General features: G+C 65.0%; 11 protein-coding genes. 4 read left to right on the forward strand and 7 right to left on the reverse strand.

Annotated features, from left to right (window positions below):
• Window positions 1-18 precede the first annotated feature (18 nt).
• A complete protein-coding gene (glnA, locus tag NG696_RS15445) occupies window positions 19-1,443 on the forward strand; it encodes a type I glutamate--ammonia ligase (RefSeq protein ID WP_252569258.1) in 1,425 nt (474 codons plus the stop codon).
• Between the two features lie 267 nt (window positions 1,444-1,710).
• On the opposite strand, the gene NG696_RS15450 is transcribed toward glnA (NG696_RS15445), so the two are convergent.
• From NG696_RS15450 to glnA (NG696_RS15465), 4 genes are all read right to left on the reverse strand, one after another.
• A complete protein-coding gene (locus NG696_RS15450) occupies window positions 1,711-2,259 on the reverse strand; it encodes an N-acetyltransferase (RefSeq protein WP_374208711.1) in 549 nt (182 codons plus the stop codon).
• Window positions 2,238-2,681 (reverse strand): VOC family protein, encoded by a 444-nt coding sequence (locus NG696_RS15455; RefSeq protein WP_252569260.1) that lies wholly within the window; start codon window positions 2,679-2,681, stop codon window positions 2,238-2,240. Before NG696_RS15455 ends, NG696_RS15450 begins: the two co-directional genes overlap by 22 nt.
• A gap of 66 nt (window positions 2,682-2,747) precedes the next feature.
• Window positions 2,748-5,759 carry a bifunctional [glutamine synthetase] adenylyltransferase/[glutamine synthetase]-adenylyl-L-tyrosine phosphorylase gene (locus NG696_RS15460; protein ID WP_252576085.1) on the reverse strand — a complete coding sequence of 1,004 codons (3,012 nt, stop codon included), beginning with the start codon at window positions 5,757-5,759 and terminating at the stop codon, window positions 2,748-2,750.
• Window positions 5,760-5,765: 6 nt separating this feature from the next.
• Window positions 5,766-7,106 carry a type I glutamate--ammonia ligase gene (gene glnA / locus NG696_RS15465; RefSeq protein WP_252569265.1) on the reverse strand — a complete coding sequence of 447 codons (1,341 nt, stop codon included), beginning with the start codon at window positions 7,104-7,106 and terminating at the stop codon, window positions 5,766-5,768.
• 264 nt (window positions 7,107-7,370) lie between these two features.
• Between glnA (NG696_RS15465) and panB the strand changes: the two genes are divergently transcribed.
• Window positions 7,371-8,276 carry a 3-methyl-2-oxobutanoate hydroxymethyltransferase gene (gene panB, locus NG696_RS15470; RefSeq protein WP_252576086.1) on the forward strand — a complete coding sequence of 302 codons (906 nt, stop codon included), beginning with the start codon at window positions 7,371-7,373 and terminating at the stop codon, window positions 8,274-8,276.
• A gap of 35 nt (window positions 8,277-8,311) precedes the next feature.
• Here the strand turns inward: panB and NG696_RS15475 are convergent, their stop codons facing one another.
• Window positions 8,312-8,476, reverse strand: coding sequence for an SPOR domain-containing protein (locus NG696_RS15475; protein WP_252569270.1), 165 nt, complete (start codon window positions 8,474-8,476; stop codon window positions 8,312-8,314).
• 120 nt (window positions 8,477-8,596) lie between these two features.
• Between NG696_RS15475 and map the strand changes: the two genes are divergently transcribed.
• Window positions 8,597-9,475 carry a type I methionyl aminopeptidase gene (map, locus tag NG696_RS15480; protein WP_252576087.1) on the forward strand — a complete coding sequence of 293 codons (879 nt, stop codon included), beginning with the start codon at window positions 8,597-8,599 and terminating at the stop codon, window positions 9,473-9,475.
• A gap of 55 nt (window positions 9,476-9,530) precedes the next feature.
• A complete protein-coding gene (gene ppgK / locus NG696_RS15485) occupies window positions 9,531-10,334 on the forward strand; it encodes a polyphosphate--glucose phosphotransferase (protein WP_252569277.1) in 804 nt (267 codons plus the stop codon).
• A 77-nt stretch (window positions 10,335-10,411) separates the two neighbouring features.
• Here ppgK and nrdR read toward each other — a convergent pair whose 3' ends face one another.
• Both nrdR and hisD read right to left on the reverse strand, forming a co-directional pair.
• Entirely contained in the window at window positions 10,412-10,918 is a 507-nt protein-coding gene (nrdR, locus tag NG696_RS15490; RefSeq protein WP_104063550.1) for a transcriptional regulator NrdR, read from the reverse strand.
• Window positions 10,919-11,069: 151 nt separating this feature from the next.
• Window positions 11,070-12,446 (reverse strand): histidinol dehydrogenase, encoded by a 1,377-nt coding sequence (gene hisD / locus NG696_RS15495; RefSeq protein WP_252569279.1) that lies wholly within the window; start codon window positions 12,444-12,446, stop codon window positions 11,070-11,072.
• Window positions 12,447-12,450: the final 4 nt, after the last annotated feature.

Here is a 12,450-nt window from a genome sequence, read left to right on the forward strand (position 1 = left end):
TATGCGTAAGGAGCATAGATGTTCAAGACTGCGGACGAAGTCCTCAAGTTCATCAAGGACGAAGATATTAAATTCGTCGATATCCGCTTCACCGATCTCCCGGGTGTGCAGCAGCACTTCAACGTGCCGGCAAAGAGCGTCGACGCGGACTTCTTCATTAACGGCCAACTCTTCGATGGTTCCTCCATCCGCGGTTTCCAGGGCATCGCCGAATCCGACATGCAGCTGATCCCGGACGTCACCACCGCATTCCTGGACACCTTCCGCATGGAGAAGACCCTGGCGCTGAACTTCTCCATCGTGAACCCCCGCTCCGGAGACCCTTACCACCGCGACCCCCGCGGCGTGGCCGAAAAGGCTGAGGCCTACCTCGCCTCCACAGGCATCGCCGACACCGCGTTCTTCGCTCCGGAAGCCGAGTTCTTCGTCTTCGACAACGTCCAGTACCAGTCCTCCCCCGAGGGCAGCTTCTACAAGATCGACTCCGAAGAAGCACACTGGAACACCGGCCGCGAAGAAGACGGCGGAAACCTCGGCTACAAGACCCCCATCAAGGGCGGCTACTTCCCGGTTTCCCCCACCGACAAGCAGGCTGACCTCCGCGACGCGATGTGCATCGCCCTGGATGAGGCAGGCCTCGAGGTCGAGCGCAGCCACCATGAGGTAGGCTCCGCCGGCCAGGCTGAAATCAACTACAAGTTCACCACCCTGACCCACGCCGCAGACGACCTGCAGAAGTTCAAGTACGTCGTCAAGAACACGGCCGACGCTTGGGGCAAGTCCGTGACCTTCATGCCGAAGCCGGTCTTTGGCGACAACGGTTCGGGCATGCACTGCCACCAGTCGCTGTGGACCAACGGCGAGCCGCTGTTCTACGACGAAAAGGGCTACGCCGGCCTGTCCGATATGGCCCGCTGGTACATCGGCGGCCTGCTGAAGCACTCCTCGGCCGTCCTCGCCTTCACCAACCCGACGGTGAACTCCTACCGCCGCCTGGTCAAGGGCTTCGAAGCTCCGGTCAACATGGTGTACTCGCAGGGCAACCGCTCCGCCGGTATCCGTATCCCCATCACGGGCTCCAACCCCAAGGCCAAGCGCATCGAGTTCCGCGCTCCGGACCCCTCGTCCAACCCGTACCTGGCCTTCGCTGCCCAGCTGATGGCCGGCATTGACGGCATCCGCAACCGCATCGAACCGCCGGCTCCGATCGACAAGGACCTCTACGAGCTGCCCGCCGAGGAAGCCAAGGACATCCCGAAGGCTCCGGGCTCGCTGGAAGAGGCACTGGAGGCCCTGCGTGAGGACAACGAGTTCCTGCAGGCCGGTGGCGTGTTCACCCAGGACCTGATCGACACCTGGATCGAGTACAAGTACGAGTACGAGATCCGCCCGCTGTCCCTGCGCCCGAACCCGTACGAGTTCGAGCTCTACTACGGCGTCTAGCCCGATCCGCGGCTGAACCCGTTCAGTCCGCCAAAAAGTCCGCCCGTGCTGCCAGCATCAACGCTGCAGGCCGGGCGGACTTTTTTCCCTAAGGTGGGGGCTGGCTCCAGACGTGCTGAGACCGGGAGCCAGCCCCCTGGCATGTGCTCCCCGAGACGAAGACTTTTCAAGCCTTCCCCCCAACAAGGTTTGAAGAACACCGCCAATCCACATGATCGGTCAATGTGGAGCCGGAGGCAATGCCCGGGACCGCCGTGTCTGGACGAATTATCCCGTGAAGCTCCGGTACATGGTCCGTTGCGGTCCGGAACTGCCGCCCAGGTATTGCCCCTGGTCCACAAAGCCGGCGGTCCTGTACGCGGTCAGTCCGGCCGGGTTGGATTCATTGACGGAAAGCACGACGCCGGCCTCGTGGGTTCCGCGTCTGGCGGTCAGTTTCGCGGCGGCCTCCACTGCGGACGTTGCCGCCAGAGGCCCGAGGCCCTGCCCCTGTTGGCGTCTGTCGATCAGGAAACCGCGTAGCAGCCACGCAGAATCATCGTCCGGCCAGCCGGCCAGGCGCGCGGCACCGGCCTGGAGGGTCAGCACACCGACGGCGTAGCCCGTAGCCTCCACGACATAAGGGAACCGGGAATCCTCCTCCAGTCCCGCCAGGACCATGCGGAGCGGGTCACCGACGAAGCTGCTTTGGCCCGGGCCCAGTTCCATGTTGGCTACCTCACCCAGCTGGATGGCAAGCGCATCAGCATTGAGGTCATCCAAGGCGATGAGCCAGACAGAATCAACCCGGTTTTTCAGGTCGGCTGTCCGTCGGATCCGGCCGGAGCTCCGCCGTCGGCCGATGGGCCGGCAGGGTCCATCCACATGACTTCCCAGAGGTGGCCGTCCGGGTCCTGGAAACTGTGGTTGTACATAAAGCCGTAGTCCTGGACCTCCTGCGACGGTGTGCCTCCGGCGGCCAGCGCCTTGCGTACCGTTTCGTCCACGGCTTCCTTGCTGTCCACCGAAAACGCCATGATGGCCTCGGTGGAACTGGTGGCATCGGCCACGTCCCTAGAGGTGAAGGTTTTGAAGAAACCCTCCACCAGGAGCATCACAAACGCGTTGTCGTTCATGATCATGCAGGTCGCGTTTTCATCCGTGTAGTCCGGATTGAAAGAGAAGCCAAGGGCGGTAAAGAAATCGACGGACCGCTTCAGATCCTTCACGGGCAGGTTCAGGTAGATTTGCGTAGCCATGGCCCCCAACCTAGCATCGCACCGCGGCGGCTGTCTGCTGCCCTCCGGGAGAACCTCAGCCAGCCGCTAATGGCCGTAGAAGGCTTTCTCGAACACCGCACGGGCCCGCCGGCTCAGGCGGAGGTAGTCCTCTTCCAGGGCGGCCGCGTTGCCAGGTTCGTAGCCGCACCAGCGGGCCACCGCCTCAAGGTCCCCGCGTGCGGACGGCAGCGTGTCCGACGCCCTGCCGCTCCAGATGACGTTGGCGGACCGGATCCGGCTGGCGAGCCGCCACGCGTCGGCCAGCAGCTTCGCGTCAGGCCCGGCGAGCAGGTCCAGCGCAGCCGCCGCTTCCAAGGCCTCCACCGTGGACGTGGTCTGCAGTTCCGGGTGCTTGGCCGCATGCTGGAGCTGAAGGAGCTGCACCAGCCACTCGACGTCGCTCAGTCCTCCGCGACCAAGCTTCACGTGGCGTGCCGGATCCGCCCCGCGCGGCAACCGCTCCGCTTCCACCCGAGCTTTGACCCTGCGAACCTCCCGGACATCCTGCTCCGAAATCGACTCCGGGTACCTGATGGGGTCGATGAGGGCCAGGAAGTCCTCGGCCAGGGCATCGTCGCCCGCCATGGGCCGGGCCCGCAGCAGCGCCTGCGCTTCCCAGATCAACGACCAGCGGCGGTAATATTCGGCGAACGAATCGAGGGAGCGGACCATGGCCCCGTTTTTGCCCTCGGGCCGAAGATCCGCGTCCATCTGCAGCACCCGCTCGGCCATGATGGCCGGCTTGAGCGGCTGCGTGAGCAGGCTGGAGACCTTGGCGACAATCCGGGCCGCCTGATCCTGTGCTTCCTCGTCCGTATAGCCCGGCAACGCGCGGTGCACGTACATCACGTCGGCGTCGGAGCCGTAGCCGATCTCGCGGCCGCCCTGGCGGCCCATGGCCACCACCAGCACCGCGGTCTTGAGCGGTGCCTCAACAGAGACGATGCCTTCGGCCACGCGCAGGGCGCCCAACACCGCCGCCCGGTCGGTGTCCGCCAGCGCCGCGCCCACCTGGTCCTGGTTGAGAAGCCCGGCAGAATCGGCGATCGCGATCCGGAGGATCTCCCGGCGCCTAATGAGCCTGATCAGCCTGATGGCGTTTTCCGGGTCCGAGTGCCGCGACATTTTGGACGTGATCTCCTGCCATTGGGCTTCGAAGCCCAGCGGCACAAGGTCTTTGTTGGTGCCCAGCCACGCCACCGACTCCGGCGACACCTCCAAAAGATCCGCAATCAGGCGTGAGTTGGAGAGGACGTTGCATAGCCGTTCAGCCGCCGCTGTGGAATCCCGGAGCATGCCCAGATACCAGTGGGTGGTGCCAAGGGCCTCACTGACGCGCCGGAACGCGAGCAGCCCGGCGTCGGGATCAACACCTTCGGCGAGCCAGTCCAGCAGGATGGGCAGCAGCTGGCGTTGCAGGGCTGCCCGCCGGCTGACACCGGCGGTGAGTGCCTCGATATGCCGCATGGCGCCCCGCGGGTCACGATAGCCCAACGCGGCGAGACGGCCCTGGGCGGCCTCCGGCGTCAGCCTGGCGTCCTCGCTGCTGAGTTTGGCCGCGGTGTTAAGCAGCGGACGGTAGAAAATACGTTCGTGCAGTTCGCGGACAGAGCGTTTAGTCTTCTGCCAGGTGGCCAGCAACGAAGCCGGCGGCGGCCTGTCATTGGAGAACGGGCTAAGCACCGCCTTTGCCAAGGCGCGCTGTGCCGCTTCGCTGACGGGCATCAGGTGTGTCCGCCGGAGCTGGAACAGCTGGATGCGGTGTTCCAGGAGGCGAAGGTAACGGTACGCGTGATCGAAAGCGGCGGCGTCGGACCTGCCGATGTAGCCCCCTGCCGAGAGGGCCGCTATTGCTGCAGTGGTATCCCTGCGCCGAATGGTTTCATCGGATTTTCCGTGTACCAGCTGGAGTAACTGCACGGTGAACTCCACGTCCCGGAGGCCGCCGCGGCCGAGTTTGATCTGCCGCTGTTCCTCCGCCGCCGGGATATGCTCGGTAACCCTGCGGCGCATCGCCTGCACGGATTCCACGAACCCTTCACGGCCCGCGGAGCTCCAGATCAGCGGGGCCACCGCGTTTTCGTAGCGCTCCCCCAGGTCCCTGTCGCCGGCAATGGTCCGCGCCTTCAGGAGCGCCTGGAATTCCCAGCTCTCGGCCCACCGGGCATAGTAGCTTTCGTGCGAGGCCAAAGTTCGGACCAGGGGCCCGGACTTGCCCTCCGGCCGCAGGTTGGCGTCCACTTCCCAGAGGCCTGGTTCACGTGCCACGGAGGAGATCGCCCGGGAAATGCCGGTGGCCAAGGCTGTGCCGATAGTACTGGCACGGGCGTCGTCCAGGTCGCCGGAGTCGATCACGTAGATGACGTCGACGTCGGAAATATAATTCAGTTCCCGCGCTCCGCATTTGCCCATCCCGATGACGGCCAGGCCAACGGCGGCCACCTCCCCGGCGCTGAACTGCTCAGCAGCCTCGGCACGGGAAACTGCCAGCGCAGCTTCGATCGCGGCCCCTGCCAGGTCAGCGAGTTCAGCTCCGACGGCGGGCATAAAGTCCAGCGGGTCAGCAGCGCACATGTCCTTGACCGCCAGGTCCACCACCCCACGGCGGTAGGCCGCCCGCAGGGCGGCATAGGCGTCGGCTCCGGTCATTCCCGCCACGGGCCGGGCTGACCCGGGCTCCGCGCGGACGGATTTCAGGAGGACAGAGCGGAGGTGTTCCGGATCTGCCTGAAGTGGCTCGGGGCTGGCCGTGACGTCGAAGGCGTCGAGGTGTTCAGGGTGCCGGATGAGGAATTCGCCCAACGCTTCGGAGGCCCCGAGCACCCGGTAGAGCGGCTCGCTGGTCTCCGGAGCGGCCGAGGCCAGCTCCCGGAGACCGGGGTGCTTTTCGATCAGCCGCACCAGTGACTGCAGTGCGGTGTCGGGGTTGGCGGCCATTTGCAGCCCGGCGAAAATCCTGTCCGGGTCCAGGCCGTCCAATTCCGGGGCAGCCAGGAAGCGCTCACCCTTCTCCAGGTCACTGAAGCCGGCTGAGATGAGGCGCCGTGCGAGGCTCACCGCCGCCTAGAGAATGCCGAGGTTGCGCTGCAGTTCGTAGGGCGTCACTTGGAGCCGGTAGTCCTGCCATTCGGCACGCTTGTTGCGCAGGAAGTGCTCGAAGACCTGCTCGCCGAGGATCTGCGGCATCAGTTCGGAGTCCTCCATGGACCGGATGGCATCGTGAAGGCTGGCGGGCAGGGGGTCGTGGCCCATCGCACGGCGCTCGGCGGAGCTCAGTGACCAGACGTCGTCCTCGGCTGCGGCGGGCAGGTCGTAGCCTTCTTCGATCCCCTTCAGTCCGGCACCCAGCAGGACGCCATAGGCCAGGTAGGGGTTCGCTGCAGAATCAATGCCGCGGTATTCGATGCGGGCCGACTGGCCCTTGCCGGGCTTGTACAGCGGGACCCGGACCAGGGCCGAACGGTTGTTGTGGCCCCAGCTGAGGTAGCTTGGCGCTTCGCCGCCGCCCCAGAGCCGCTTGTAGGAGTTCACGAACTGGTTGGTCACAGCCGTGAACTCGGGAGCGTGCTTCAAGATGCCTGCGATGAACTGGCGGGCCGTCTTGGAAAGCTGGAATTCGGCGCCCGCCTCGTAAAAAGCGTTGGTGTCGCCCTCGAACAGCGAGAAGTGCGTGTGCATCCCGGAGCCGGGGTGGTCGGTGAACGGCTTAGGCATAAACGTGGCGTAGGTTCCCTGCTGGAGGGCCACTTCCTTGATCACCGTGCGGAACGTCATGATGTTGTCCGCCGTCTGCAGGGCGTCCGCATAGCGCAGGTCGATCTCGTTCTGGCCGGGACCGGCTTCATGGTGGCTGAACTCCACCGAAATACCCACGGATTCCAGCATGGTCACGGCCGTGCGGCGGAAATCCTGCGCCACTCCGCCGGGAACGTGATCGAAGTAGCCGCCCTCGTCAACGGGTACCGGCGCGCCGTCGGGCCCGGGCTGCTGGGACTTGAGGAGGTAGAACTCGATCTCCGGGTGCGTGTAGCACGTAAAGCCCATGTCCGCAGCCTTGGCCAGGGTGCGCTTGAGGACATTGCGCGGATCGGCGGCTGACGGTTCGCCATCCGGAGTCAGGATGTCGCAGAACATACGCGAGGTCTGTTCGGTCTCGCCACGCCAGGGCAGGATCTGGAACGTGGACGGATCCGGCTGCGCCAGCATGTCCGATTCGAACACGCGTGCCAGGCCTTCGATAGCCGAACCGTCGAAACCGAGCCCTTCCTCAAAAGCACCTTCAACCTCGGCCGGGGCGAGTGCTACCGATTTGAGTGAACCTACGACGTCGGTGAACCACAAACGTACGAACCGTACGTCGCGCTCCTCGATTGTGCGCAGGACAAACTCTTGCTGGCGGTCCATGATGGCCTCTTCTCCGGTCAATCGTTCATGCCCCGGGTCCGCGGAAGCGGCGGCCGGCAGCAGTTCACCATCACTTTACTAAGCAATCGGCTCCAATGCGGGCGACGGCGCCGCACGTAACACAGCGTTAACACAGCAACCATTGACGGCCGCGCCCACAGGTGGCAAAAATGCCCTTGGCGGGCACGTGAATATGACGCGGATCACGGTCCGCCGGCCCGTCTGCGGTGGCTAGGACTGCTGCTGCCGCATTACGCTCTTGCCATGGCCTCCACCAATAGCTCTGAGTCAAGCGCGTCCGCTGAAGTACACGCACCTTACGGAAACGGACCTGCAGCGGTGCAGCCGCCGTCGCCGGAAGAGAACGCGAAGCCCGCACCCAGGGTGCGCATCCACCACCTGCAGCAGGCCAAGCGGGACGGCAAACGCTTTGCCATGCTGACCGCCTACGAGCAGTACAGTGCGGAGATCTTCGACCAGGCCGGTATCGAGGTCCTCCTGGTGGGCGATTCGGCGTCCAACAATGTGTTCGGCAACGAGACCAGCCTGCCGGTCACGGTGGATGAACTCCTGCCTCTCTGCCGCGCCGTGGCGCGGTCCGCGAAGCGCGCCCTGGTGGTGGCAGACCTGCCCTTCGGCAGTTATGAAGTCTCGGCGCAGCAGGGTGTGGAAACAGGCGTCCGGTTCCTCAAGGAAGGGCTCGCCCATGCCGTCAAGATCGAAGGCGGAAAATACTACGCGGAAACCGTCCGGGCAATGGTCCAGGCCGGCGTCCCCGTGATGGCCCATATCGGCTTCACCCCCCAGAGTGAACACGCGCTGGGCGGATACCGGGTCCAGGGCCGCGGGGATGACGCACAGCGGCTGATTGACGACGCCGTGGCGCTGGTTGAGGCGGGGGCGTTCGCCGTCCTGATGGAAATGGTTCCGGCGGACACGGCAGCCGCCGTTGACGCGGCGGTCAGCGTGCCGACGGTCGGGATCGGCGCCGGCAATGCCACCACGGGGCAAGTGCTGGTGTGGCAGGACATGGCTGGGTTCCGCGGCGGCCGGATGGCGAAATTCGTAAAACAGTACGCTGACCTGCGTACTACCCTCAGTGACGCGGCGAAGGCGTACGGCGACGAGGTCCGTTCAGGCCAGTTCCCCGGACCGGAACACTCCTTCTAGGCAGGCCAAGGTACAGGGCCGGGCCAGGCTACGGCTCAGTCCTCCTCGCCCTTTTCCCAGGCCTCGTTGCGGGCCCGGACTTTTTCGAGGGCGTGTTCGGCCTCTTCCCGCGTTTTGTAGGGGCCGATCAGCTGGCTCCAGTCTGAGAGTGCGTCCTCTTCCACCTCGTGGGTGTTCACGTTGTACCAGTACTCAGTCATCGGTGCTCCTCGTTCCGGCTGGCGGGGGCCCGGCCGTGACCCACGTAACTTACACGCGGATGCGGACAGCTTGGGGCTTCCAGTTACTTGGCCTAATGCGGTGCCTTATATGATCAATCTATGCCTTCCCTAGCCTCGACTGCACCCGTCGGCACCCTTACCCGGGGAACCGTCAGCCGGCAACTCCCCGTTCCCGCGTCCATCCCGCGCCCGGAATACGTGGGCAAGCCCGGCCCGGCCAAGTTCACCGGCTCCGAGATCAAATCCGCCGAGACCGTTGAGAAAATCCGGATCGCCAGCCGGATCGCCGCACAGGCCATCGTTGAGGTGGGCAACCACATCAGGCCCGGCGTGACCACCGACCAGTTGGACAAAGTGGGTCACGAATTCCTGCTGGACCACAAGGCCTACCCGTCCACGCTTGGTTACCGCGGATTCCCGAAGTCCCTGTGCTCTTCGCTGAATGAAGTGATCTGCCACGGCATCCCGGACAGCACCGTGGTCCAGGACGGCGACATCCTCAACATCGACATCACCGCTTTCATCAACGGAGTCCACGGCGACACGAACCACACCTTCCTGGTAGGCGACGTCGACGACGAGTCGCGCCTGCTGGTGGAGCGCACCCGGGAATCCCTCAACCGGGCCATCAAAGCCGTGGCTCCCGGCCGGGAGATCAACGTGATCGGCCGGGCCATCCAGTCCTACGCCAAGCGTTTCGGCTACGGCGTGGTGCGGGACTTCACCGGCCACGGCGTCGGCGAAGCGTTCCATACGGGCCTGATCATCCCCCACTACGATGCAGCGCCGGCCTACAACACAGTCATCGAGGCCGGCATGGTGTTCACCATCGAACCCATGCTGACCCTCGGCACCATCGAATGGGACATGTGGGAGGACGACTGGACAGTTGTCACCCGCGACCACAAGCGGACCGCCCAGTTTGAGCACACACTGCTGGTGACAGAGTCCGGCGCCGAAATCCTCACGCTCCCCTGAAATTTTCCGGTCAGCCGCCCGGCCGACCTGCCGCCCTGCCACGAACGGAATAACATTGGCCAAGAAGGACGAGAAGTCGCACAAGAACGCCCCGCTGATCGGCATCGACATCGGCGGCACGGGAATCAAGGGCGGCATCGTCGACCTGAAAAAAGGCAAGCTGCTGGGTGAGCGGTTCCGCGTGCCTACGCCCCAGCCCGCCACCCCTGACGCCGTAGCCGACGTCGTGGCGCAGGTCGTTGCCGAGCTTTCAAGCCGCCCGGAGGCTCCGGCCGCGGATTCGCCCGTGGGCGTCACCTTCCCCGGCATCATCCAGCATGGCGTGGTCCATTCGGCGGCCAATGTGGACAAGACCTGGCTCCACACCGACATTGATGCTTTGCTGACGGCACGGCTTGGCCGCCCGGTGGAGGTCATTAACGACGCCGACGCCGCCGGGCTGGCGGAGGCCCGTTTTGGTGCGGGTCAGGGGGTGGACGGCACTGTCCTGGTGATCACCCTGGGCACGGGAATTGGCTCTGCATTCATCTTCGACGGCCGCCTCGTCCCCAACGCAGAACTGGGGCACTTGGAGATCGACGGCTTTGACGCCGAAAGCAAAGCCTCAGCCGTGGCCCGCGAACGGGACGGACTGAGCTGGGAGGAATACAGCGTCCTGCTGCAGCGCTACTTCTCCCACGTCGAATTCCTGTTCTCGCCCGAGCTGTTCATCGTGGGCGGTGGCATCTCCAAGCGCGCAGACGAATACCTGCCGCACCTCAAACTGCGCACCCGGATCGTGCCGGCCGAACTCAAGAATGAGGCCGGGATCGTCGGTGCCGCCGTCGAAATTGCCGTAAAGCACAAACTCACAAAGTAGCCGGTGGCTGCCCGGCGCCGAGGGGCAGCCGGTGCCGGTGGTGGCGGCGGCTTCCCCTCCGCGGCCACCACCGGAGCTTACAGGGGGCTCTTTTCGGAGCTCTTCGCCGGCGCCGCCGCGGGTTGCGTGCCTTCTTCCACGGACTCGTGGCGGAGCAGGGCAATGGCGGTCTCGAAGTCCTCAAGGGATTCGAAGGCCTGGTACACGCTGGCAAAACGTAGGTAGGCCACCTGGTCAAGCTTCTGCAGCGGACCAAGGATGATCAGGCCAACTTCATGGGCGTCGATCTCGGCCGCGCCCGAGGCACGGATCTGCTCCTCCACCTCCTGGGCAAGGAGCGCCAGGTCATCTTCGCTGACAGGCCGGCCTTGGCATGCCTTGCGCACGCCGTTGATGACTTTGCTGCGGCTGAAGGGTTCGCCCACCCCGGAGCGTTTGATCACCGAAAGGCTGGTGGTTTCCACGGTGGTGAACCTGCGGCCGCATTCGGGGCACTGCCGGCGGCGGCGGATGGCCGAGCCGTCATCGGCCATGCGGCTGTCCACGACACGGGAGTCCGGATTGCGGCAAAATGGACAGTACATGGTGTCCCCTCCCTCGATGTCTTCCGGCGCCGATGTTTCCGGCCCCGACGGACCTCTCCACCTCTCAGTTTACGACTACATGTAGCGGAATAACAATCCTGTAATTACCACATGTAGTGGTGCCTGCGGCCTGCCCCGCAGGCCTGCTGCGTCAGTTGGCCTCGCGGAAGCGCGCCGTGACCGCTTCACCGTGCGCCGGCAGGTCCTCGGCACCGGCCAGGCTCACGATGTGGCCGCTGACTTCCTGCAGCGCGGCCCGGCTGTAGTTGATGACCTGGATGGCGCGCAGGAAAGTGGTGACGTTCAGTCCGGAGGAAAACGCCGCGGTCCCGCTGGTGGGCAGGACGTGGTTGGAGCCAGCGCAGTAGTCGCCCAGGCTGACAGGACTGTAGTCCCCCACAAAGATCGCCCCGGCGTTCCGGATCCGGGCAGCGACCGCCGGCGCGTCAGCGGTCATGATTTCAAGGTGTTCAGCGGCGTAGGCGTCGCAGGCGGCAATGCCTTGTTCCATGTCCTCTACCAGGACAACTCCCGACTGCGGGCCGGAGAGCGCCTCGCATACGCGTGCGGAGTGCTTGGTGTCGGCCGCCTGCCGGTCCAGTTCGGTACGGACTGCCGCGGCCAGGTCCTCCGAGTCCGTGATGAGCACGGAAGCTGCCTGGGGGTCGTGCTCCGCCTGGCTGATCAGGTCTGCTGCCACCAGGTCAGGTTGCGCCGTTGAATCAGCCAGAATGGCGATTTCGGTGGTCCCCGCCTCGGAATCAATTCCCACCACACCCTTGACCAGGCGCTTCGCCGTAGCCACAAAAATATTTCCCGGACCCGTGACTACATCAACAGGCTCCAGCGCCGGCCCGACGTCGTGTGCCGGCACGCCGTAGGCGAACGCAGCGATGGCCTGGGCCCCGCCGATGGCGTAGACCTCGTCGATGCCGAGCAGGGCCGCTGCCGCGAGGATCGTGGGGTGCGGGAGGCCGCCGAAGTCCTTCTGCGGCGGCGATGCCAGGGCGATGGACTGCACTCCCGCGGCAAGCGCCGGTACAACATTCATGATGACCGACGACGGATAGACGGCGAGGCCGCCGGGGACGTACAAGCCGACCCGCGATACTGGCACCCAGTTCTGGCTCACCAGCGCACCGTCGCCGAGTTCGACGTCGAGATCCCGGGGCCGCTGCCCGTCCGCGAAGCGCCGGGCTCGGCTGATGGATTCTTCCAGCGCGTCGCGCACAGCCGGATCCAGCTCCGCCAGCGCCCGGGCCAACGAGGCCGCCGGGACGCGCGGATGGACCTGCTGCACTCCGTCGAAACGAAGTGCCAGGTCGCTGAGGGCTGCGAAGCCGTCCTCGCGGACGTCCTTGATGATGTCCAGCACTTTCTGTTCCGCATCCGCCACGGTGTGCTGCCGGGCGCGGGGAACAGCGGCGCGCAACCCGGCAAGCGTCAGGCCCCTGCCCCGAAGGTCGACCGTCCGGAAGCTGACAGCGGCGGCAGGCGGGGTGGCAGGAAGTTCAGGAGAAATGGTCACCGGT

Origin of the sequence: Pseudarthrobacter cellobiosi, from assembly GCF_023913755.1 — a bacterium.
GTDB lineage: Bacteria > Actinomycetota > Actinomycetes > Actinomycetales > Micrococcaceae > Arthrobacter > Arthrobacter cellobiosi.